Annotated in this window: 19 protein-coding genes, 1 tRNA gene and 1 pseudogene; 6 read left to right on the top strand and 15 right to left on the bottom strand. The window is 73.0% G+C overall.

The genetic code is table 11. The features are described 5' to 3' along the window. Positions 1–161: 161 nt before the first annotated feature. Genes ACWC91_RS03745 through ACWC91_RS03760 form a run of 4 tightly spaced genes read right to left on the bottom strand, consistent with a single transcriptional unit; the run spans position 162 to position 5212 of the window. Positions 162–1511 carry an AAA domain-containing protein gene (locus ACWC91_RS03745; protein WP_450725801.1) on the bottom strand — a complete coding sequence of 450 codons (1350 nt, stop codon included), beginning with the start codon at positions 1509–1511 and terminating at the stop codon, positions 162–164. Positions 1512–1534: 23 nt separating this feature from the next. Further along, positions 1535–3139, bottom strand: a complete 1605-nt coding sequence (locus ACWC91_RS03750; RefSeq protein ID WP_450642781.1) for a hypothetical protein — start codon at positions 3137–3139, stop codon at positions 1535–1537. Next, positions 3130–4302, bottom strand: a complete 1173-nt coding sequence (locus ACWC91_RS03755; RefSeq protein WP_374113901.1) for a hypothetical protein — start codon at positions 4300–4302, stop codon at positions 3130–3132. The genes ACWC91_RS03750 and ACWC91_RS03755 overlap by 10 nt, the downstream gene beginning before the upstream one ends. Continuing rightward, positions 4214–5212, bottom strand: a complete 999-nt coding sequence (locus ACWC91_RS03760; RefSeq protein ID WP_450642783.1) for a phosphatase PAP2 family protein — start codon at positions 5210–5212, stop codon at positions 4214–4216. Before ACWC91_RS03760 ends, ACWC91_RS03755 begins: the two co-directional genes overlap by 89 nt. A gap of 200 nt (positions 5213–5412) precedes the next feature. Between ACWC91_RS03760 and ACWC91_RS03765 the strand changes: the two genes are divergently transcribed. Then, positions 5413–6006 (top strand): histidine phosphatase family protein, encoded by a 594-nt coding sequence (locus ACWC91_RS03765; protein ID WP_376506057.1) that lies wholly within the window; start codon positions 5413–5415, stop codon positions 6004–6006. Between the two features lie 308 nt (positions 6007–6314). On the opposite strand, the gene ACWC91_RS03770 is transcribed toward ACWC91_RS03765, so the two are convergent. Continuing rightward, positions 6315–7802 carry a hypothetical protein gene (locus ACWC91_RS03770; protein ID WP_450642784.1) on the bottom strand — a complete coding sequence of 496 codons (1488 nt, stop codon included), beginning with the start codon at positions 7800–7802 and terminating at the stop codon, positions 6315–6317. Positions 7803–8142: 340 nt separating this feature from the next. Between ACWC91_RS03770 and ACWC91_RS03775 the strand changes: the two genes are divergently transcribed. Together ACWC91_RS03775 and ACWC91_RS03780 are read left to right on the top strand one after the other, a co-directional pair. After that, positions 8143–8523 (top strand): hypothetical protein, encoded by a 381-nt coding sequence (locus ACWC91_RS03775; protein WP_172632958.1) that lies wholly within the window; start codon positions 8143–8145, stop codon positions 8521–8523. Between the two features lie 86 nt (positions 8524–8609). Next, positions 8610–9479: a spermidine synthase gene (locus ACWC91_RS03780; RefSeq protein ID WP_281155601.1), complete on the top strand. Its 870-nt coding sequence runs from the start codon at positions 8610–8612 to the stop codon at positions 9477–9479. Between the two features lie 143 nt (positions 9480–9622). Here the strand turns inward: ACWC91_RS03780 and ACWC91_RS03785 are convergent. Beyond that, positions 9623–10153 (bottom strand): annotated as a pseudogene (locus ACWC91_RS03785) (hypothetical protein). Between the two features lie 140 nt (positions 10154–10293). Between ACWC91_RS03785 and ACWC91_RS03790 the strand changes: the two are divergent. Then, positions 10294–10998: a response regulator transcription factor gene (locus ACWC91_RS03790; RefSeq protein WP_225075288.1), complete on the top strand. Its 705-nt coding sequence runs from the start codon at positions 10294–10296 to the stop codon at positions 10996–10998. Further along, positions 10995–12407 carry a sensor histidine kinase gene (locus ACWC91_RS03795; RefSeq protein WP_376506063.1) on the top strand — a complete coding sequence of 471 codons (1413 nt, stop codon included), beginning with the start codon at positions 10995–10997 and terminating at the stop codon, positions 12405–12407. Before ACWC91_RS03790 ends, ACWC91_RS03795 begins: the two co-directional genes overlap by 4 nt. Positions 12408–12488: 81 nt before the next feature. On the opposite strand, the gene ACWC91_RS03800 is transcribed toward ACWC91_RS03795, so the two are convergent. The 4 genes from ACWC91_RS03800 to ACWC91_RS03815 form a co-directional block, all read right to left on the bottom strand. Continuing rightward, positions 12489–13925, bottom strand: a complete 1437-nt coding sequence (locus tag ACWC91_RS03800) for a GH1 family beta-glucosidase (RefSeq protein WP_225075286.1) — start codon at positions 13923–13925, stop codon at positions 12489–12491. A gap of 173 nt (positions 13926–14098) precedes the next feature. Continuing rightward, the gene (locus tag ACWC91_RS03805; protein ID WP_141360645.1) at positions 14099–15004 is read right to left on the bottom strand and encodes a carbohydrate ABC transporter permease; all 906 of its coding nucleotides are present in this window, start codon (positions 15002–15004) and stop codon (positions 14099–14101) included. A gap of 11 nt (positions 15005–15015) precedes the next feature. Then, positions 15016–16029, bottom strand: coding sequence for a carbohydrate ABC transporter permease (locus tag ACWC91_RS03810; RefSeq protein ID WP_225075323.1), 1014 nt, complete (start codon positions 16027–16029; stop codon positions 15016–15018). Positions 16030–16034: 5 nt separating this feature from the next. Further along, entirely contained in the window at positions 16035–17402 is a 1368-nt protein-coding gene (locus ACWC91_RS03815; protein WP_225075284.1) for an ABC transporter substrate-binding protein, read from the bottom strand. Positions 17403–17771: 369 nt separating this feature from the next. Here ACWC91_RS03815 and ACWC91_RS03820 point away from each other — a divergent pair, with 369 nt between their 5' ends. Next, positions 17772–18827: a LacI family DNA-binding transcriptional regulator gene (locus tag ACWC91_RS03820; protein ID WP_450642787.1), complete on the top strand. Its 1056-nt coding sequence runs from the start codon at positions 17772–17774 to the stop codon at positions 18825–18827. Here ACWC91_RS03820 and ACWC91_RS03825 read toward each other — a convergent pair. The 5 genes from ACWC91_RS03825 to ACWC91_RS03845 form a co-directional block, all read right to left on the bottom strand. Further along, positions 18796–19260, bottom strand: coding sequence for an ankyrin repeat domain-containing protein (locus tag ACWC91_RS03825; protein ID WP_225075282.1), 465 nt, complete (start codon positions 19258–19260; stop codon positions 18796–18798). The two genes, ACWC91_RS03820 and ACWC91_RS03825, sit on opposite strands and share 32 nt — an antisense overlap. A 247-nt stretch (positions 19261–19507) precedes the next feature. Then, a tRNA-His gene (locus tag ACWC91_RS03830) sits at positions 19508–19580 on the bottom strand. Positions 19581–19691: 111 nt separating this feature from the next. Further along, positions 19692–20300, bottom strand: coding sequence for an oligoribonuclease (gene orn / locus ACWC91_RS03835; protein ID WP_225075281.1), 609 nt, complete (start codon positions 20298–20300; stop codon positions 19692–19694). A gap of 136 nt (positions 20301–20436) precedes the next feature. Beyond that, positions 20437–21651 carry a GlxA family transcriptional regulator gene (locus ACWC91_RS03840; protein ID WP_450642789.1) on the bottom strand — a complete coding sequence of 405 codons (1215 nt, stop codon included), beginning with the start codon at positions 21649–21651 and terminating at the stop codon, positions 20437–20439. Between the two features lie 378 nt (positions 21652–22029). Continuing rightward, a complete protein-coding gene (locus ACWC91_RS03845; RefSeq protein WP_450642798.1) occupies positions 22030–22353 on the bottom strand; it encodes a hypothetical protein in 324 nt (107 codons plus the stop codon). Positions 22354–22501: the final 148 nt, after the last annotated feature.

Genomic DNA, 22501 nt, shown 5'->3' on the forward strand with positions numbered 1-22501 from the left:
CCGTCCGGCGGGGGGCCGTGTGGCGGTCACGGTCGCCAGGCGACTCGGTGTTCCCGCAGGTGGGCGAGTACCGCGTGGTTGGCCTCCCAGCCGTCCGGGCTGTGTTCGTCTGCCGCCTTCGGCGGTGTGCCGGACTCCGTCCGGCGGGGGCCGTGTGGCGGTCACGGTCGCCAGGCGACTCGGTGTTCCCGCAGGTGGGCGAGTACCGCGTGGTTCGCCTCCCAGCCGTCCGGGAACTTCACCGTCACGCCCAGTTGGACCGGTTCGGTCGACGGGTGGTCGTCCAGGAGGTCGGTCACCCCCGCGCGGCAGACCACGACGCAGGCGTGCCGGTGGCGGGAGGCGAGGACGCACAGGCGGCCGGTCTCCAGGTGGAACGCGGTGGCGTCGGGGCGTCCGGAGAGCGGGTGCAGCACGACCGTGACGTCGAACTCACGGCCCTGGAGGCGGTTCGCCGTGTCCACGGTGACATCCGTCACGCCCAGTTCCGCCAGCGCCGCGCGCACGGCGGCCGCCTGGTCGCGGTGCGCCGTGCCGACGGCGATCCGGTCGGCGGTCAGCGGCGCCGGGTCCGGCGACCGCTCCGAGACGGCCGCCCCGCCCCGCTCCAGCAGCCGCCGTACGACCGCCGCCACCGCACGCACCGCCTCCGGGTCGGTGCGCGGAGTGTGCCGCGCGGGCAGCTCCAGCAGGCCCCAGCCGGACTCGGCGGCCTCGTCGAGCACCCGGTCGGGACCCGAGCCGTCCGAGGGGACCGCGAACGTCAGCCGCCGGTCCCCGGCCGACGTGCCGCTGCGGAACGGCGTGTACGGGTAGAACGCGTCGGAGACCAGCGGCGCCGCCGACGCCGGAAGCCGCCAGGACACCGGCAACCGGTGCTGGGGCAGCTGCGGGTTGTGGGCCAGCAGCGTCGTCACCGCGGACGCCGACGGGTCGTAGGACAGGCCCGCCCACTGCTCGCTGCCGACGATCGCGAACGGGTCCAGCTGACCCGGATCGCCCACGAACAACGCCCGCTCGAACAGCCCGGCGACCGCGAGCAGGGCGTCCGAGCGCATCTGGTACGCCTCGTCGACGATCGCGTGCCGCCACGGCTCGTCGACCTTCACATGCGCCCACTTCGCGGCGGTCGACAGGACCACGTCGAGTCCGGCGAGGTCGGCCGCCTTCGCCGACTTCCGTACGTTCGGCAGGCCGTCGAGCGCCTTGTCGTACGGGTCGGCGTCACTGCTGTGCAGCCGGCCCACCGGCAGTTCGGGATTCTTCTCCGCCAGCCGCAGCACCAGGTCGTCGACCTGGGCGTTGGTCTGCGCGACCACCATCAGCGGCCGTCCGGCGGCGGCCAGCTCCAGCGCCGCGCGCACGACCAGCGTCGACTTCCCCGCGCCGGGCGGGGAGTCGACGACGACCCCGCGGTCCGAGCCGTGCAGGGTGTCGCGGAGGATCGCGTCGGTCGCGCGGGCGGCCGCCGCCCCGGGGTCGAAGGGCGCCCGGAGGCCGCCGGGGCCGATCGCGGGGTCCTGGGCGGGCGCGGTCACAGATGATCCTCCTCGGTCACCGGGTCCGGGACCTCCGGCGTGCTCTCCTCGCCCGGCGGGCCGCCGTGCGTCCATGGGGTCTGCTCCGGGTCGGGCAGCTTCGCGCCGCCGCGCTGCTCGTGCTCGAAGAGCGTGAAGCACACGCGGTCGCCCTTCTCCGGCACGGAACCGGGCGCGGGTTCCTTGCCGCGGCCCATCCTGTCCAGGATCCGCAGGACGACGAGCGTCCCCTCGGCGGTGTCCTCCTCGCAGGCGACGAACTCGGCCGACTGCGGCTTGCCGTCCAGCGAGCGGTACGCCCTGGCCCGCTCGCCCAGGTGCGGCCGGTCGTCGGTGCGCACGGTGACCAGCGGCCGCGGACTGGGCCGCTTGCCCTCGCTCCAGGCCGGGACGACGTCCGTGACCTCGCCCGCGAACGCCTCTCCGGCCAGCCGCCGCCCCGCCATGACCAGCGGGTCGTCCAGCGCCTCCTGCGCCTCCAGACGGGCCTGCTCCCGTTCGCGCGTGGCCAGCTTGTTCGCCGCGGTGACCGCGTCGTCGCGGCGCGGCTGCGGCGGCTCGCCGGCCCGCACCCGGTCGCGGTGGCCGGTGAACGACCAGCGGTCGCGCGTCCAGCGCTCCTCGACGTGCGCTCCCTCGGGCAGCGCCCGCAGCAGGTCCAGACCGCGCCAGACGTTCTCCCAGGTGGGGAGGGCGCACTTCTCGACCAGGTCGCGGATCCCCTGCTCGGCCGCGGAGACGGCGCCCAGCCGCTCGTCCGCCTCCAAGCCGTCCTCGGCGGCGGCGAGGGCGGTACGCGCGCGGTCGTAGCGCTCGATCGCGGGCGCCAGCAGCCTGTTGTCGAAGGCCGGGTCGGTGGCGGGGCCCGCGGGCGGGCACTCCAACTGGCCGTCGGCGGTGCGCGCCAGCTCGGCCCGCAGCGCGGCTCCGGCGCCCCACGCGCCGTCCGGCGGGTCGATCCACGCGAGCAGCGCCCCCAGGTGCTGGTCCTCCAGGCTGGACTGGCCGGTCGTCCAGTGCTGGGCCAGCAGGTCGGTCATCGCCGGAAGCAGCGAGGAGCCGGGCACCCGGGCCCGCTCCCCGAAGTGGGTCAGCCACCGACCGAGCAACGGCACGCGCGGCGGCGCCGGATGCGGCGTCTCCGGGTCCTGCTCGGCGGTGCGGCGGAAACGCATGGAGCGTCCGAGCAGCCGTACGAAGTCGATGCCCGCGCGGCTCGGCACGATCAGCTGGGGCGCGTCCGCGCACAGCTCCACCTCGACCTTGACCCGCTTGCCGCTCTCCGGATCGGTCTCGCTGCGCTCGGCGGCCTCGACGGCGTCGGCGCAGGAGTCGATGTACGGCAGGACCACGTCGGCCAGTTCGGCGAGGAACGCGAACCGCAGGTCGCGGTCGCGCGGCTGCGGCACGGCCAGCAGCCGCGGCGCGTCACGGTCCGTGCCGACCAGTGCCCCGAGCGGGGCACCCGCCTCACCGGCGGTGGTGAGCGGCACGAACACCAGCGGCCGCTCGGACAGATGCCGGTGCCGGACGGTCGCGGCGGGCTGGGCCCGACCGGTCCGCACCGCCTCCAGACGGCCAAGGGTGGCGATCAGCGACACGCCGCCTCCCGCCCGGTCGGCTCCAGGGCCTCGGCCCGCAGCGCGGCGGCCCGGCGCAGCGCGGCCACCGCCGGGTCGTCCGGGTCGCCCGCCTCGCCGTGGGCGGCCGCCAGCACGTCCTCGACCGTCGACAGCCCGCCCAGGTCGGCGCGGGCCGAGCGGCCCAGCGCGGTCACCGCGCCCTGCGCGCGGGATTGGGCACGGCAGTGGAAGGCCAGCTCGCACGTGGCCAGGCACTCGGGCGCGTACGTCGCCGGGACCGCCTCCACCGCGGCCGTCAGCTCCTCCGGGGGCAGCTCGGGGGAGAAACACACGCCCTCGGGCAGGGCGTCGGCGATGTCCTCGACACGGGTCAGCCGGGTCAGCTGGCGGGCGGTCACCGCGCGCTGCTTGCGGACGTCGACGGCGGACGCGGTGGGCAGGTTGGAGAAGTCCTTGGGGCACACCAGGAGCACCCGCTGCCGTACGCGCGGGACGGGGTCGAGGCGCGCGGCGACGTCCTCCAGCGCCAGCACGTACACCGCCGACTGCCGGGCGGCCGCGCCCACCTTCGCCGGGTCGGCGGAGCCGTCCAGCATCGGGAAGGACTTGATCTCCACCACCGTCCAGCTGCCGTCCGGGTGCACCACCACCGCGTCCGGCTCCAGGTAGGCGGGTGAGCCCGCCACCTCCAGGGCGAGCATCGGATGGTCGAGCAGCGTCCAGGCGCCCGCCCGCGTGGCCTCGCGCAGCGCCAGCGCCGTACGCGCCGTACGCCCCTCGGGGCCGACGGCGGACAGGTCGGGCACCCGGCCTTCCCCCGGCGGTTCCGCGCCCGGGTCCAGCCTGGTGTGCGCCAGCCTCAGCAGCTCGGCGCCGCCGTCCGCCTTCACCCGCGCCTCGAACGCGTTGCCCCGCATGAAGGCGAACTGCGACTGCCCGAACACGGCGGGAGCGCCCAGCGCTTCCGCGAGCGCCGCCTTGTCCACGCCCGCGCCGTCCAGGATCGCGCGACGGCCGCAGCCGGGGTTCGCGGCCAGCGCGGCCAGGGCCCGGGCGTCGAGGGCGCGGGCCGGTACGCCGGGCCCGCGCAGCTCAGCGAGCCTTCCCCAGGCTCTCGACTTCGCTCGGGCGGGGGAGACCCCAGGCTGGAGCGCCGTCTCCCGCGTCCTCGGGGACGGCACCCGGTTCGGCTCCGGGACCGAACCGTGTTTCGCGCTGCCGTGGAATTCGCTCACCCGCCGAAGTCTGGCATCCGCCACTGACAACCGGGGAGCCCGCGGCACCGGAGTCCCCCGTGACGGCCGTGGCGCGCGGCGACAGCAGTGCCTTGGCACGGTCCGCGCCCCGCATCACGAACGGCGCGAGCAGCATCCCGACGCCCATGACGGCCACGCCCGCGACCGCGTCCAGGAGGTAGTGGTTGGCGGTGCCCATCACGACCAGCGCGGTCAGCAGCGGATAGGCGACGCCCGCGACCCTCGCCGTGCGCGTGCCGCCGTGGCGCCACAACATCACTCCGCACCACAGGGCCCAGCCCACGTGCAGGCTCGGCATGGCCGCGTACTGGTTGGTCATACCGCCCAGGCCGCGCGGCGCGCTGGCCTCACCGCCCCACCAGCCGTACGAGCTGTACTGGGCCATCGTGTCCACGAACCCGTGCTCCGGGGAGAGCAGGCGGGGCGGGCAGGTGGGCAGCAGGGTGAAACCGATCAGTCCTATGAACGTGGACGTCATCAGCCAGGTGCGGGCCGCCCGGTAGTGCGTGGTGCGCGCCCTGAACAGCCACACCAGGATCACAGGGGTCACCAGGTAGTGCAGCGACGCGTACCAGAAGTCGGCGGGGACGCCCAGCCACGGCTCACGGGTGAACAGGCGGTTGAGGGGGTGCTCCGCGTTGAGGCGCAGCAGCTTCTCGACGCGCAGGATCGCCAGGCCGTGGTCGACGGCCGTGGAGACGTCGCCGCGGGCCAGCAGCCGGCCCGCCGAGTAGCAGCCGTACACCAGCAGGATCAGCGGCAGTTCGGTCCACCAGCGCAGCCGGGTGCGCGGGGCCGTCTCGGTGCGCCGTGCCGGTGCCTCGGTCTGCGGCATCCGATGCCCCTCCCCCTTCGTCGCTGCACTGCCCGGCGGTGCCCGGACGGTCGTGCCACTTTACGGTGCCCGACCCGGCCACCTCGGGGTGCCCCCGGCCCTGATAGACGCCCAGACCGCCCCCCGGGTTGCCCCCGGACGGCGTGCGCGATGATGGAGGGATTCCGTCCGAAGATCTGAGTTTTTCCGGAAGGTTCTCCATGGCACCGCGCATCCTGTTGGCCCGGCACGGACAGACCGAGTGGTCGCTGTCCGGCAGGCACACCGGCAGGACCGACGTTCCCCTCCTGGAGGAGGGCCGGCGCGGCGCCAAGCTGCTCGGGGAACGGCTCCAGAGGGCGCCGTTCGACGGCCTGCCCGGGGTCGAGGTCCGCACCAGCCCGCTGGCACGCGCGCGTGAGACGTGCGAACTCGCCGGGTTCGGCGACCGCGCGATGTGCTGGGACACGCTGATGGAGTGGGACTACGGCGCGTACGAGGGCCTGACGCCGCAGGAGATCCGGGCCGAGCGGCCCGGCTGGCTGATCTGGCGTGACGGCGTCCCGCGCGGGGAGACGCTCGCCGAGGTGACCTCCCGTGCCGACGAGGTGGTGGCCTGGGCGCGCGACGAGGACCGTGACGTGCTGGTCTTCGCGCACGGGCACATCCTGCGCTCGATCGCCGCGCGGTGGCTCGGCCTGCCACTCGACTTCGCGGCACGCATCCGCCTCAACCCCACGTCGCTCTCGGTACTGGGCTGGGCCTACGGAGAGCCGGCCCTCGAGAGCTGGAACGACGTGGGCCACCTTTCGTGACCGTCGGCCCCGCTGCCGCTGGTGAGGCAGGGGGCCCGGGACGCCCGCCCGAAGAGCCGTGGGAGGAACCACGCGGCCCGGGTGGTCGCACGCGTCTCCGCGACGTGACGCCGGTCGCTCGGCTGGCCCGTGTTCGGGGTCTTGCCGGCGAAGGGCCGGGGGAGGCACGCCGCGCTGCGACTGGGCGCATCCATCCCCACGGGCGCGGGGCCGGGCCTCTGACTGACCTGTGCGCGGGGCTCTCACCCGAAGGCCGTGGGAGGGAGCGGGTGACGTGACAGGGCACGCGCGGCCGGCTCGCTGCCGCGTCACACCGGTCGAGGGGCGCTCGCGTGCCTCTCCAGGAAATCGGACACCCCGCTCGCCCGGCGGTGCGGCAGCAGTACCCGTGCCGTTCCCGCCAGCATCGTCTGGATGCGGGACGACTGGACCTGGTCCAGCAGGTCCAGGACCCGCATTCCGGCGGCGGCCGCCTCGTCCGGCCGCCCCCCGCGCGCGAGGTCGTCGGACAGTTCGGCCGTGTAGAGCGCGATGTTCCGCATGAAGTGGGGATCCTGGAGCCGCGCGGCACGCCGCGCGTGCCGGGCCGCCCGCGGCCAGTCGCCCAGCGTGGACCAGCACTGTGCCTCGAGCCCCGCCAGCTCGGCCTCGCCGTAGAAGCTCATCCACTCGGGGTCGGCGTCCGAGGCGCCCCGCTCGTACAGGGCCTGCGCCCGGGCGAGCGCCCGCTCGCAGCCGGTGCGGTCGGCGAGCCCGGCCCAGCCGCCCGCCTCGCGCAGCGCGAGCAGCGACATCAGCCGCGCCGAGCCCAGCCCGCGTCCGACGCGCTGCGCGGCCTGCGCGGCCCGCACCGCCTCGCGGGGCCGTCCCGCGTCCCGCGCGAGGAACGCCGTGTTGCAGAAGGCGTGTGCCTCCAGGGCCGGGTCCCCGGTCATGCGCGCGGTCGCCAGTGCCTCGGCGTAGTGCGAGCGCGCGTCGTCGAAACGCCCGGAGTCGTGGGCCAGCCAGCCCACCGAGATGGCCAGTTCACCGGCGCCCGAGTGCAGCCGGTCGGCGGTGGTCTGCCGGGTCGCGCCGACGTCGAGCAGCGCGTAGGCGGCGCGCAGCGGAGCGGCCGCGCGGCGGTAGAGACCGTCCGCTCCGTGCCGGTCGTCGAGCAACCGGATCCGGCGGACGGCCTCTTCGACGGCCCCGGCGTCGCTCGCGCCGGCCCGGTGCGCGGGGCGATCCGCGGCCGAGGCGTCGAAGGCGGGTCCCAGGGGGCCCAGCGAGGCGGCGGCCACCGTGGCGCCCCCGCGGGTCATGAATGCGCGACGCAGCACGTCGCTCTCCTCGTGGTTCTCGTGGTCTTCGTGCGGGTGGTACGGGTCGTGCGGGTGGTACGGGTCGTGCGGGTGGTACGGGTCGTGCGGGTGGTACGGGTCGTGCAGGTCGTGCGGATCCGGCGAATCGGCGGAGTGGTACGGGTCGTATACCTCCCGTTCCTCGTGCGGCGCGCGGGAGGCGCGTCCCCGAACGGCCGACCGGGGAGCGAACCCCAGGTCGGTCAGCGTGCGGCCGGGAAACATGTGCAAGAACACACGTTCATAGGCGTAGTTGGGGCATCGGATCTCACCCGCCTCCACCCGGCCGATGTAGCGCGCGTCACAGCTGACCCGCTCACCGATCTCGTGAGCGGCCCTCCGTACCGCCGCGGCGAACTCGGCCGGCGAGCGCTGTCCGCGCAGCTGCCGGAAGGCGAGATTCGGTCGTGGCGGGCGGGGGGACTGAGACGAGGTCACCGTCGACGACGTCATGGCCGGGCCCTCTCATGCGAACCGTCGAACCATGCCGGACACAGGGGGAAGTTGCCCGAGTCGTCCGGTCGGCGGGTCACCCGTCGCCCGAGTCGTCCCGGTCGCATGGATGACGCCCTGTTTCCGGCGAGCAAGAAAGTACCTGCTGTGTCCGTCCGGACACGCTGTGTTTGGCTACAAACCGGATATCTCATCCGTGATCTGCCATGAAGTGCCACCCTTCACGGCGGACTTCGCCCGTAGCCGTTGACGCCCTGCCGCGTTGAACCCCGTGGACCGGGAGCCGCCAGGCTCCCGACCCGCTCGTTCACGAGGAGGGATTTTCGTGATGGAGGCCGGGATGGAAACCCCGCGGAGTGTCGATTCCTGTACGCAGGCCACGTGCGACGTGGTCACGGTGCCGGCCCGGCAGGGGCTGGAGGCGGTGGACATCCTGCGCCGCGGGCCGGGGGACGCGGTGGGGCCCGTACTGCACGACGACGGGGGCGGCACGCTCGGCTTCGTGGTGCCGGCGGGCACGGCCGCGGCCTGGGACGTGCCCGGGAGCACCTGCACCGGGACCGACGGACGGGGCCTGCGGCTGGCCCCGGAGCCGCCGGTGGAGGGCTCGGACTGGCTGGTCCCGCCCGACGAGGCCGACCTCGCGACGGACCCCGCGGTACTGCGCCGGGCCCTGGGGGAGGCGGCCCGGATGATCGAGGCCGCGGACAGCTGCTGCTGACCCCCTGCGTCCCGCCCGCCGGAACGTTCGCCCACGGCTCCCGCCACCTGTGGGTGGCACACCGCACCGCTTGCGACAATGGGCGGATGGGAAGGTCCAGGAGCGCCCGCCGCGGGCGAGGAGCCGCCGAAGCCGTCGCCGAACAGGTCGACGGCGGGCTCGCGCAGCTCATACCCGACCGGGAGCGGGCACGGGGCTGGACCCTGCTGATCGACGGCGCCCCGCAGTCCTACGTCGACCTCGACGACCCGGCGTACCTCTCCTTCGAGTACCAGCGGCGGCTCGGGCACGTGATCGACCTCGCCGCGCCCGCCGGCCGGCCCGTAAACGCCGTGCACCTCGGCGGCGGGGCGTTCACCCTCGCCCGGTACGTCGCCGCCACCCGGCCCCGCTCCACCCAGCAGGTGGTCGAACGCGACGCGGCTCTCGTCCAACTGGTGCGCCGCGAGCTGCCGTTGGCTTCCGCAGCCCGTCTTCGGGTGCGGTCGGTGGACGCCCGTGAGGGCCTCGCCAAAGTGCCGGACGGCTGGGCCGACCTGGTCATCGCGGACGTGTTCAGCGGCGCCCGCACGCCCGCCCACCTCACCTCGACGGAGTTCCTCGACGGGGTGCGCAGGGCACTGAGGCCGGGCGGTGTCTACGCCGCCAACCTCGCCGACGGCCCGCCGCTGACCCATCTGCGCGGCCAGATCGCCACCGCCGCCGCCCGGTTCACCGAACTCGCGCTGGTCGCCGATCCGACCGTGCTGCGCGGCCGGCGTTTCGGCAACGCCGTGCTGGTGGCCTCCGACCTGCCGCTGCCGGTCGCCGAACTGACCCGCAGGGCCGCCACCGACCCGCACCCCGGCCGCGTCGAACACGGCCGCGCCCTCACCGACTTCACCGGCGGGGCGGTACCCGTCACCGACGCCGCGGCAGTCGCCTCACCGGCCCCGCCGCCGTCCGCCTTCCGCTGAACCGGCCGGATCGGCGGAACTGGGCGTATCAGCCGTACCGGCGTACCGGCCTACTGGGCGGGCCGAACCGGGCGTACCGGCCTGCCGGGCGGGCCGAACCGGGCGTACCAGCCTGCCGGGCGGGCCGAACCGGGCGTGCTCCTCTAGTAGTCGCCGATCTCCACGTGCGGCGGCCCGTCGTGCCAGGCGCAGATGACCGACACCCGGTCGGCGTCCGAGGTGAACTCCACACGGATCTACGTCTCCGTCTTCCACACCTGCATCGACCAGTCCGTGCCCGGAGTCGCCGAGACCAGGTTCGCCGAGATCTCGCCGAGGTCGAAGACCACCCGGCCGCCGTCGGTGTCGTAGCTCTTCACCTGGCCGGAGGCGGTGGGGGAGGGGACGGGAGTGCTCGCGGGGCGCGTCGGCCGGGAGGGGCTCGGAGTCACCGTCCGCTCGCCGGACGGCTTGCTCGGACTGGCCGAGGGGCTCCTGGGCGTGGTCGGCCGAGGGGTGGGCGAGGCGGCCGGTGCCGACTCCTGCCCGGTCGCCTCCACCGCCGTGATGGGCAGGGCGCGCGGCGGATCGTAGGCCGTGCCCGCCATCACCGTGTGGACGCCCCACCACGACAGGGTGGCCGCCGCGCCCGTGGCGAGCGACCACGCCAGCAGGTGTACGAGTCCTCTGAGCATCGCCGCCATCCTGCCTCACCCGTCCCCATGGTGTGGCGGGAACCCGATCGGGGTGAGGTTGTCCACAAGCGGCGGGGGCGCTCACTGAGTTGTCCACAGGCCCCCGCCGGGACCGCCCCCCATGGCGTACGGTGCGGCGCATGGCAAGTGTTCTCGTGGTCGAGGACGACCCGTTCGTACGCTCGGCGCTCATCCGGCACCTGACCGACGCCTCGCACACCGTGCGCAGCGTCGGTACGGCGCTGGAGGCGCTGCGTGAGGTCGCCCACCTCCGCTTCGACGTGGTCGTGCTGGACCTCGGACTGCCCGATCTGGACGGCTCGGAGGCGCTGAAGATGCTGCGCGGCATCACCGACGTGCCCGTCATCATCGCCACCGCCCGGGACGACGAGGCGGAGATCGTCCGGCTGCTCAACGCCGGGGCGGACGACTACCTGACCAAGCCGTTCTCCGTCGAGCACCTGTCCGCGCGCATGGCCGCCGTACTGCGCCGGGCCCGCTCCGCCACCGGGGAGCACCCGCCGTCCCCCGTGCTCCGGGTCGGCGGCCTGACCGTCGACCCGCTGCGCCGCCAGGCCGAGCTGGACGGGGTGCGGCTGGATCTGACCCGCCGTGAGTTCGACCTGCTCGCCTTCCTCGCCGGGCGGCCGGGAGTGGTCGTGGCGCGCAAGGAGCTGCTGGCCGAGGTGTGGCGGCAGTCCTACGGCGACGACCAGACGATAGACGTCCATCTGTCCTGGCTGCGGCGGAAGTTGGGCGAGACGGCCGCCCGGCCCCGCTATCTGCACACCCTGCGGGGCGTGGGCGTGAAGCTGGAGCCGCCCGGAGCGGAGCAGCCGCGATGAGATGGGCACTGGTCAAGGTCTGCCTCGCGGTCACCACGATGGTCGTGATCGCCTTCGCCGTCCCGCTCGCCCTGGTCATCAAGGAGATGGCCCGGGACCGCGCCTTCTCCAACGCCGAGCGCCAGGCCGCCGCGGTCGCCCCCGCCCTGTCCATCACCACCGAGCGCGATCAGTTGGAGCGGGTCGTCGCCTCGGCCGGCTCCAACGCCCGCATGGCCGTGCACGTACCGGCCGTCGACGGCGCGGCGGCCGTCGAGATCGGCCGCGCCCGGGCCACCGGCGAGGACATCGCGACCGTGCGGGCCATGGGCCGCGCCTCCACCGCCGAGGTGCCCGGCGGGTCCACCCTGCTCCAGCCGGTCGCGCTGAGCTCCGGTGCCATCGCCGTCGTCGAGGTCTACGTCCCCGAGTCCGAGGTCCGCAACGGCGTGGGCACGGCCTGGGCGGTGCTCGCCGGTGTGGGGGCCGCGCTCGTCGTCGGCTCGGTCGCCGTCGCCGACCGGCTCGGCGTACGGATGGTGCGGCCCGCGCAGCGGCTGGTCGAGGGCGCGCACGAACTGGGTGAGGGCAGGCTGGGCGCCCGGGTGCCCGAGGAGGGACCGAGCGAACTGCGGCTCGCGGCGGTCGCGTTCAACTCCATGGCCGACCAGGTCGTCCAACTGCTCGCGAACGAACGCGAACTGGCGGCCGACCTGTCCCACCGGCTGCGTACGCCGCTGACCGTGCTGCGGCTGAACGCGGCCTCGCTCGGAGCCGGACCCGCCGCCGAGCAGACCCGGACGGCGGTCGCCCAGCTGGAGCGCGAGGTCGACACGATCATCCGCACCGCCCGCGAGGCCAAGCCGCAGACGGCGGCCGCCGGTCCGGGCGCCGGGTGCGACGCGGCCGAAGTCGTCCGGGAACGGATGGAGTTCTGGTCGGCGCTCGCCGAGGACGAGGGCCGCAAGTGGCGGGTGGCCGGGGCCGAGCGGCCGGTGCGCATACCCGTGGCCCGCGCCGACCTCGCGGCCACGCTGGACGCCCTGCTCGGCAACGTCTTCCGGCACACCGCCGAGGGCACGGCGTTCGCGGTCGACGTGCACAACGGCGACGACGCGGTGATCGTGCTCGTCTCCGACGCCGGGCCCGGCATACCCGACCCGCAGGCGGCGATGCTGCGCGGGCGCGGATCGGGGAACGACGGCTCCACGGGGCTCGGCCTGGACATCGTGCGCCGGCTCGCTGAGTCCACCGGCGGGGACGTCCGCATCGGCTCCTCCGTGCTCGGCGGCGCGGAGGTGCGGATCCGGATCCAGCTCGACCCGCGCTCCCCGGTGCGCTCGGGCCACCGGGGAGCGGTGCGCCGCCGCCGGCCGGGGAGATCCGCCGCGCGCCCCGCGCGCCCAGGACGTCCCCGGTCCCTTCCCTGAGCACCCGCGTCGTGCGCGGCGAAGCGCCCCGGCCGGTTCACCCCCGATCCGGCCGGGGCGCGCTGGGAGCCGGACGGGCCGTCAGGCGGCGTCCGGCGGCGGCAGCTCCCCGGTGCGGGCCGCCCTTCCGTACCAGTGGGCGCTGGACTTCGGGATCCGGGCGAGGGTGCTGTAGTCGACGTAGACCGCGCCGAACCGCTTGCCGTACCCGTAGGCCCACTCGAAGTTGTCCATCAGGGACCACAGGTAGTACCCGCGGACGTCGGCGCCGTCCGTGATGGCCCTGCGCACCGCCGCCAGGTGGGAGTGCAGGTAGGCGATGCGCTCCGGGTCGTGCACGCGGCCGTCGGCGTCCACCTTGTCGTCGTAGGCGGCGCCGTTCTCGGTGACGTACAGCGCCACCCCCGGTGCCTCCTGGGAGTAGCGCATGATCAGCTCGTGCAGGCCGCTCGGGTCGATCGTCCAGCCCATCTCGGTGCGGTCGCCCGGCGTCTGGTGGAACGCCACGTCGTCCGCGCCGGGCCACGGCGAGTGCGCGCTCGCCCCGTGGCCGTCGGCCCGCGGGCCCTCCAGCGTCGTGTCCGCCGCCGACACCAGGGCCGGCGTGTAGTAGTTGAGGCCGAGCGCGTCCAGCGGCTGGTGGGCGGTCTGCAGATCGCCGTCCAGGACGTAGGACCAGTCCGTGACCGACGAGGTGGCCTCCAGCAGCGTGGCCGGGTACGCCCCGTGCAGCATCGGGCCGTGGAAGACCCCGTTGGCCAGGTCGTCGATCTTCCGGGCCGCCGCCAGGTCCGCCGGGTCCTGCGAGACGGCGCGGACCACCGAGGAGTTGAGGCTGACCGCGACCGAGTTGCGGGCCGGCATCACCGACCGCAGCGCCTGCGTGCCCAGGCCGTGCGCCAGGTTCAGGTGGTGGGCCGCGCGCAGTGTGGCCGCGGGCTCGGTGCGGCCCGGCGCGTGCACCCCGGAGCCGTAGCCCAGGAAGGCGGTGCACCACGGCTCGTTGAGGGTGATCCACTGCTCCACCCGGTCGCCGAGCGCCTCACCGACGATCTGCGCGTACTCCGCGAAGCGCAGCGCGGTCTCGCGCTCCGGCCAGCCGCCGGCGTCCTCCAGTTCCTGCGGCAGGTCCCAGTGGTAGAGGGTGACCGCCGGCTTGATCCCGCGTTCCAGCAGTTCGTCCACGAGCCGGCGGTAGAAGTCCAGGCCCACCTGGACGGCGGGGCCCCGGCCGGTCGGCTGCACGCGCGGCCAGGAGACGGAGAAGCGGTAGGCGTTCAGGCCCAGGTCCGCCATCAGGGCCACGTCATCGCGGTAGCGGTGGTAGTGGTCGACAGCGATGTCACCGGTTTCGCCACCGGCGGTCTTGCCTGGGGTATGGCTGAAGGTGTCCCAGATGGAGGGCGTACGGCCGTCCTCCCGCACCGCCCCCTCGATCTGGTACGCGGAGGTCGCGGCGCCCCAGAGGAAGGCGGGCGGAAAGGTCACCGGGGTCACCGGCTGTGCGGACTCAGGCATGGAAGCGCTCCCATAGATGGTCGTGAAAGACCGACGGTTCGAAAGGGGAGGGTGGACAGGGGTCGGCGTGGACAGAGGGACGAGGGGCCGGGACCACGGTGACCCGGCCCCCGGAAAGGCGGGGGTGTGCGCGGCGGCCTGGCCGCCGCGCGTGCGAGGACGGGCCGCGGGCGTCAGCCCTTGACCGCGCCCTGCATGATGCCGCCCACGATCTGCTTGCCGAAGATCGCGAAGACCAGCAGCAGCGGCAGCGTGCCGAGCAGCGCGCCCGCCATGATCAGTGACTGGTCGGGGGTGTAGCCGCGGCCCAGACCCGCGAGGGCGACCTGCACGGTCGGGTTGCCGGTCTGGGTCAGCACCAGGAAGGGCCACAGGAAGTCGTTCCAGGTCTGCACGAACATCAGCATCCCCAGCACGGCCATCGCGGGCCGCGCCGCCGGGAACACCACGTGCCACACCACGCGCCAGCTGCTCGCGCCGTCCACCCGGGCGGCCTCGATGATCTCGTCCGGCAGCGCCTGGAGCAGGTACTGCCGCATGAAGAACACACCGAACGCGCTGACCAGCGACGGCAGGATCACCGCCTGCAACTGGTCGGTCCAGTCCAGCTTGGCCACCATCATGTACAGCGGGATGATGCTGAGCTGCGGCGGCACCATCATCGTGCCGATCACGATCAGCATCAGCGCGCCCCGGCCCCTGAAGCGCAGCTTGGCGAAGGCGAAGCCGGCGATCGTGGACAGGAACACGACCGTCGCCGCGGAGATCCCCGCCACGATCGTGGTGTTGACGAACGCCTTGCCCAGGTTGGCGTCCGTCCAGGCGACCTGGAGGTTGTGCATCAGGTTCGAGCCGAACCAGAAGGGCGGCGGGGTCTGCGCCAGCCGGTTGTTGTTCCGGGACGCGGCGATCGCCGTCCACACCAGCGGGAACAGCGACCCGATGGTGAACAGGGCCAGGATCACGTACGCGATCGGGCCGGCGTGCAGTTGCCCGCCCGCGCGGGCGGCCTTGGACCGGCGCGTCCGGCGCGGCCCGGCGGTCGGCGTCTCGGGTTCGGTCAGGGTCGTCGTCGTCACGGCCGGTCTCCTTAACTACTGGCGCGCAGCCGGCGCGAGATGACGTAGTTGACCACGCCGATCACGATCAGGATCAGGAACATCGTCCAGGCGATCGCGGAGGCCCGGCCCAGGTGCTGGTTCACCCAGCCCTGCTCGTACAGGTACAGGCCCAGCGTCTGGAACTGGTGCTCGGCACCGCCGGAGGCGCCCTTGTTGGCGTCGAACAGCAGCGGTTCGCCGAAGACCTGGCTGGCGCCGATGGTCGACACCACGGCGGTGAACAGGATGGTCGGACGCAGCTGGGGCAGGGTGACGTGGAAGAACTGCCGGAACCGGTTGGCGCCGTCCAGGGCCGCCGACTCGTACAGGTCGTTCGGGATGGCCTGCATCGCCGCGAGGTAGATCAGCGCGTTGTAGCCCGTCCAGCGCCAGATGATGATCGTGGAGACGGCTATCTGGGAGGGCCACTTGTCGTTCTGCCAGTCGATGTTGTCGAAGCCGACCGAGTGCAGCACCCAGTTGATCATGCCGTAGTCGCGGCCGAAGAGCAGCACGAAGACCAGCGAGGCGGCGGCGATCGAGGTCGCGTACGGCGCGAGCATCGCGACCCGGTAGAAGGTCGAGGCGCGCAGCCGGTAGTTCAGGATGTGCGCCAGGCCCATCGCCATCAGCAACTGCGGGACCGTGGAGATGATGCCGATGGTCAGGGTGTTCCGCGCCGCGTTCCAGAAGAAGTCGTCGTCGAAGATCCGGGTGTAGTTGCGCAGCCCCGCCCACTCCATGTCGGTCGGCGCCGTCAACTCCACGGTGTGCAGCGAGGCCCACGCCGTGTAGAGCAGCGGGAACAGCCCGAAGGCGACGAACAGGAGGAAGAACGGCGAGACGAACGCGTACGGGCTCCACCGCATGTCCCGCTGCCAGCGGCGGGACAGCCGCGCCCGGCGCCGGTGCTCCGCGTCGGCGGTGTCGGACCCCGCCGGGCGGCCCGGGGCCGCGCCCCCCTCCTTCTCGGGGGGCGCGGCGGTGTCGTGCCGGGTGGCCATACCGGTCACTTCTCCAGGTTGTTGTCGATGGTCTTCGTGGCCGTCTTCCACGCATCGGCGGGCGACTTGCCCTTCGTCACCAGGATGACGCCGTTGTCCGTCAGACCCTGCTGGATGATCTGGTCCTTCGGGCCGATCACCTGGACCGGGATGGACTTGGCGGCCTCGGCGAAGATCTTGCCGATGGGTGCGTCACCGGTCATCTCGTTCTTCGCGTCGGTCACCGACGGCATGGTGTAGGCGCCCGGCGCGCTCGGGAAGCTGCCCTGGACGGCGAACAGCTTCGCCTGCTGCTCGGGAGCCGTCAGCCAGGCGATGAACTCCGTCGCCTCCTTCACGTGCTTGCCGCTCTTGGGCACGGCCAGGAAGGAACCGCCCCAGTTGCCGCCCTTCGGCGGCACGGCCACGTCCCACTTGCCGGCCGCGTCCTGCTGCGACTTGCCCTTGATGTAGCCGAGCATCCACGGCGGGCAGGCCATGGTGGCGAACTTGTTGTTCGCGATCGTCTGGTCCCAGGTCGGCTGGAACTGCGTCTGCGACTGGACCAGACCCTCCTGGGCGGCCTTGGCGGTCAGGTCGAAGGCGGCCTTGACGGCGGGGTTCGTCTTGTAGATCACGTTGCCGGAGGCGTCGTAGAACTTCTCCTCCTCACTGCTGAGGATCGCGTTGATCAGACCGCCGGGGGAGTCCATGAAGTAGGTGCCCTTGGGCGCCTTCTTCTTGAACGTCTCGCCCGCCGTGACGAACTTGTTCCAGTCGCCCGCCCAGAGCTTGCCGACCTCCTCGCGGTCGGTGGGCAGTCCGGCCTGTTCGAAGAGGTCCTTGCGGTAGCAGATCGCCATCGGGCCGATGTCGGTGCCCAGGCCTATGGTCTGGTCGTCCTTGGTGGTGGCCTGCTGCCACTTCCAGTCCAGCCAGTTGCTCTTGTCCACGCCCGAGGACTTGGAGAGGTCCTCGAACTTGGCCGCCTGGGTGGCGACGACCTCGGCGATGTTGCCGACCTCGATGGCCTGGACGTCCATCAGGCCGCTGTTGGTGGTGAGGTGGTTGACGAGCGCCGGGTAGTAGTTCTCGTTGCGCTCGACGACGTTTTCCTGAATCTTGATGTCGGGGTGCAGCTTCTCGTACTCGGTGTAGAGGCCGGCCTCCTTGAACCCCATCGTGCCGAAGAGGCCCATCGTGATCGTGACCTTGGCACCACCGCCGTCGCCACCGCCGGTCGACGAGCCGGCCTTGTCTCCGCTGTCGCTGGAGCAGCCGGCCAGCAGTCCGGCCCCCAGCGACGCGGCTGCCGCCAGGACCACCGCCTTGCGGGCGATGGGGGTGCCCCCACTCGGACGAAGCCGAGAATGGGCGAGGAAACGTGCTCGCATTGCGTCCTCCTGTTGCCCTGACGTGCCGACCCCCCGGCCAACTGCATGTTGGGCCCGTTTTGTACTCGCTGCGGCTCGGGCGGGGAACGTGCGGGTTGTGTATGTGTCAGGTACTGTGGGAGCGCTCCCACCAGTGATGTGTTGAAGAGTCGCGGGTTCGAGCGGGGGTGTCAAGGGTGTGAGCGAGGACAAATGCGTTCGGTTATCGGCCTGTTAGCTAACGCGGGAGGGGTGAGGTCCTCGACCCGGGTATGCGGAGTCGTCCCGTCCCCCGGGGCCCGCCGCGGCGGGCCCCGGGCACGGCGTCCGCGCTCGGGAGACTGTTACATTCCAGGCCAAGGCGGTTTCGACGGCGGAAGGGCGGAGCCAATGACAGGCCACGGAGCGCGGGGCCGGAGCGGCGGTCGGCCGACCCTCGAAGAGGTCGCCGCGCGGGCCGGCGTCGGCCGCGGCACCGTCTCGCGGGTGATCAACGGCTCGCCCCGGGTCAGCGACGCCACCCGGGCCGCAGTCGAGGCGGCGGTGGCCGAACTCGGCTACGTCCCCAACACGGCCGCCCGCGCCCTCGCCGCCAACCGCACCGACGCGATCGCCCTCGTCGTGCCCGAGCCGGAGACCCGCTTCTTCGCCGAGCCGTACTTCTCGGACATGCTGCGGGGTGTCGGCGCCGGACTGTCGGACACGGAGATGCAGTTGCTGCTGATCTTCGCCGGCAGCGACCAGAAGCGGCAGCGGCTGGCCCAGTACCTGGCCGCGCACCGGGTGGACGGCGTCCTGCTGGTCTCGGTGCACGCCGACGACCCGCTGCCGGACATGCTGGCCCAGCTGGAGATCCCGGCCGTGATCAGCGGTCCGCGGTCGGCGGGCGAGACCCTGACCTCGGTGGACTCCGACAACTACGGAGGCGCCCGTTCCGCCGTGGAGCACCTGATGGCCCGCGGCTGCCGCACCGTCGCCCACATCACCGGCCACTTGGACGTCTACGGCGCCCAGCGCCGCGTCAACGGCTACCGCGACGCCCTGCGGGACGCGGGCCTGGAGGTGGACGAACTCCTCGTGGCCCAGGGAGACTTCACCGAGGGCGGCGGCCGCCGCGCGATGACGCGCCTGCTGGAGCACCGCCCCGACCTGGACGCCGTCTTCGCCGCCTCGGACGTCACGGCGGCCGGCGCCCGCCAGGTGCTGCGCGAGGCGGGCCGCCGCATCCCCGACGACGTCGCCCTGGTCGGCTACGACGACTCCGCCATCGCCCGCCACATGGATCCGCCCCTGACCAGCGTCCGCCAGCCCATCGAGGAGATGGGCCGCGCGATGATCGACCTCCTGCTGAACGAGATCGCCGACCGCCGCCCGGCGGTGTCCCGGGGGCTGGAGCGGCGGCAGCTCGTACTGCCTACGGAGCTGGTGGTGCGGACGTCGTCGTAGCGTGCCTCGGGCCGCCGGGCCGGGTGGCTCCCGCCGCGACCAGAAGGGCGACGGTCTCGGAATGGGAATCGGCGACCGCCCACTCCAGGGGAGAGCGGCCCGTACCGTGATCCTCACGAAGATTCGGATCGGCACCGTGCGCCAGCAGTTCGCGCACGGTCTCGGTGTGCCCCCAGCAGGCGGCCGCGCACAGCGGCGTGCCCTCCGATCCGCGCCCGCTCTCGGTGTCCGGACAGGCCCCGGCCGCGAGGAGCAGGCGGGCCATCTCGCCCTGCCCCTGCACGGACGCCATATAGAGCGGGGTGGTGCCCTCCCTGTCCGCTCGCTCCGGATCGGCGCCGGCCCGCAGCAGCGCCTCCGCGCGGGCGGTGTCGCCCAGCATGACCGCCGTGACGAGGCGCCCGGAGAGCTTCTTGCGCTGCCGTCGGTTCACGGTCGCCGAGCTTACCGACCCGTCAGGTCGCCCTGCGGCGGTCGGGGGAGGCGGAACCACCGTCGGCGCCCATGCGCTGACGTGCCAGGGCACCTGGCCGCCCTGCTCGACGCTCACCCTGGGATGGTCGGCGTCCTGACCGGGCACGCCCACACCACGGCCGATTCGGTCTGCGCCGGCCATCCGCTGAGCGGGTACGCAAGAGGCCGGTGACCTGGGATATCAGGTCACCGGCCTCTTGGTGAAGGGTGAGTGACGGGACTCGAACCCGCGGCATCCTGGACCACAACCAGGTGCTCTACCAGCTGAGCTACACCCACCATGACCGGTCCGAGGGATTCTGCGGTTTCCCCGACCGGCCGAGAAGAAGTCTACAGGGTCGGAAGGGGTGCTCGCGCACAGGTTTCGCGGCGCCCCTTCGCGGGGTCCCGCTATGCCTGCTGAGCAGGCAGGACGTGCTTCGCCGCGATCGTCTTGGCGGTGTCGGAGTCGGGACCGGGCTGCGGGACGAAGACGGCCTCGCGGTAGTAGCGCAACTCCGCGATGGACTCGCGGATGTCGGCCAGGGCGCGGTGGTTGCCGTTCTTCTCCGGGCTGTTGAAGTACGCCCGCGGGTACCAGCGCCGGGCCAGCTCCTTGATCGAGGACACGTCCACGATCCGGTAGTGGAGAAAGCCCTCCAGCGTCGGCATGTCGCGCAGCAGGAAGCCGCGGTCGGTGCCGACCGAGTTTCCGCACAGCGGGGCCTTGCCGGGCTCCTTGACGTACTCCCGTACGTAGGCCAGGACCTGCTCCTCGGCGTCCTTGAGCGTCGTGCCGCCGGCCAGCTCGGCGAGCAGGCCGGACGCGGTGTGCATCTCACGCACCACCTCCGGCATCGTCTCCAGCGCCGAGTCCGGCGGCCGGATGACGATGTCGACTCCCTCGCCGAGTACGTTCAGCTCGGAGTCGGTGACGAGGGCGGCCACCTCGATGAGCGCGTCGTCGGACAGCGAGAGGCCGGTCATCTCGCAGTCGATCCACACCATGCGATCGTTCATGTGTCTCACCTTACGGCGCCCCGCCGCGACCCGGACCGACCGTGCGGTGCCCTTGTCGGACAACGGCCGGCGCGGAACCGCGCCGGAGCGGCCGGGTGGACGGGACCAGGAGGCCCGTCCACCCGGCCGCCGTGGGTCAGGAGCCGCCGCGCTGGCCCGGAACGCTCGCCGACAGGGCCGCCGTGCGGCGCGCCTGGTGGGGCACCTGGCCGTCCGGGTGGAAGGAGGACAGCGGCGACGCGGGCCCGGCAGGGGCCGCGGAGTGCGGTCCCGGGCCGCCCGGCAGGCCGGCCGTCCCCGACCCGAGGTCGCCGTCTCCCGGCCGCTCGTTATGCGGCCGCCGCGCCCGGTAGGCCGCCCGGTACGCCGCCGGGGACGAGCCCAGCTGCCGCCGGAAGTGGCCGCGCAGTGCCACGGGGGAGCGGAAGCCGCAGCGGCCCGCCACCTCGTCGACCGAGTAGTCGGACGTCTCCAGCAGTCGCTGCGCCTGGAGCACCCGCTGGGTGATCAGCCACTGCAACGGCGCGCTGCCGGTCAGGGAGCGGAAGCGGCGGTCGAACGTACGCCGGCTCATGTACGCCCGTGCCGCCAGCGTCTCCACGCCGAACTGCTCGTGGAGGTGCTCCAGCGCCCAGGCGACGACCTCGGCGAGCGGGTCGGCGCCGATCTCCTCCGGTAAAGAGCGGTCCAGGTAGCGTTCCTGGCCTCCGCTCCGGCGAGGCGGGACCACCAGGCGCCGGGCCAGCGCGCCCGCCGCCTCGTTGCCGTGGTCCGAGCGCACGATGTGCAGGCACAGGTCGATCCCGGCCGCCGTACCCGCCGACGTCAGCACGTCGCCGTCGTCGACGAACAGCTCTCTGGGATCCACGTGCACCGACGGATAGCGCTTGGCCAGCGTCGGCGCGTACATCCAGTGCGTGGTCGCCGGCCGGCCGTCCAGCAGCCCGGCCGCGGCGAGTACGAACGCCCCGGTGCACAGGCCCACGATGCGGGCCCCCTCCTCGTGCGCCCGGCGCAGCGCGTCGAGCGCCTCCTCCGGCGGCGGCGAGGTGATCGAGCGCCAGGCCGGCACGACGACCGTGCCCGCCCGTGAGATCGCCTCCAGGCCGTGCGGTGTGGTGAGTTCCAGGCCCCCTGTGGTCCGCAGTGGGCCTTCCTCGCCGCCGCACACCAGCAGTCGGTAGCGCGGTACGCCGGCGTCCTGGCGGTCAACCCCGAACACCGACAACGGTATGGAACTCTCGAAGATGGGGCCGCCGCTGAACAGCAGCACCGCGACGATCTCCTTGCGGCGTCGCCCGGACAGCTTCCGGGCCGCGGTTTCCGGCGCGGCAGTGGAGTCGTGGCTCATACTGCTAAGCCCCCCTCGGTGGTCGCGGCTCCTCGGTTGTGTCGCTCCTGCACGTTTCCCCTCGGTCCTGCACGAGTCCCCCGCCGTAAGACAGTCAAGATCGAATCTACTGCGTCCCGCCGTGCCGTGTTGACCAGTTCGTCACCCGGCACATTGTCGACATGGCAACTTGGCGTGAAGCATTCGATCACGAAGCGTTGCACTCGGGGAGCGTGCAGGGAAGTGCGCCTCGTCGTGGTGGCCAATCCCCGTAGGGTGCGCGGTACTGCGGAGGTCCTTTCCGTGCAGGTCGAACGGGGGGTGAGGGGTACTTCGGCCGGGGAATGCACGGATACGAGAAGTTGGCTGAAAAGCTACGGTCGCGTGCGCAAAAACCGGTCAGCCGACCGGTGCCGTTCCGTCCGGGTGCCTGCCGCCCTGGTGCGCCCCGTTCCCCGCTCTGTGGTGGAGGTCCTGGTGCGGGGCGCGCTCCTCGGCGCGCAGCCGGGCCGCCACGCGCTCGGAGTGGCGCAGCAGTGCCCGACAGGCCCCGGTGACGGCCCCGAGGCCCAGTGCGGCACCGGCGGCGCCGGCGAACGAGGTGCCGTACCAGAGCAGGACCACGGGGACGAGTGCGCAGCTGAAGACGGCCCAGCGCACCACCTCGTCCACGGCGCCGCCCTCCGCGCGGGCCGCGGCGCGCTGACCGCTGTTCCGTGCGATGCCCGGTGTGGTGTCCTGCGCGGGGAACGGGTGTCGGTCGGGGACGGTGCGGGGTCCGGACAACGGCGTGCTCCCTGGGGCGGCGGTTCTCCGGGATCAACGCGTGTTCGATCGGTCGGTCACTGTGCGGCATCGCGCGGGTCCCGCG

The organism is Streptomyces sp. NPDC001204 (assembly GCF_053598035.1).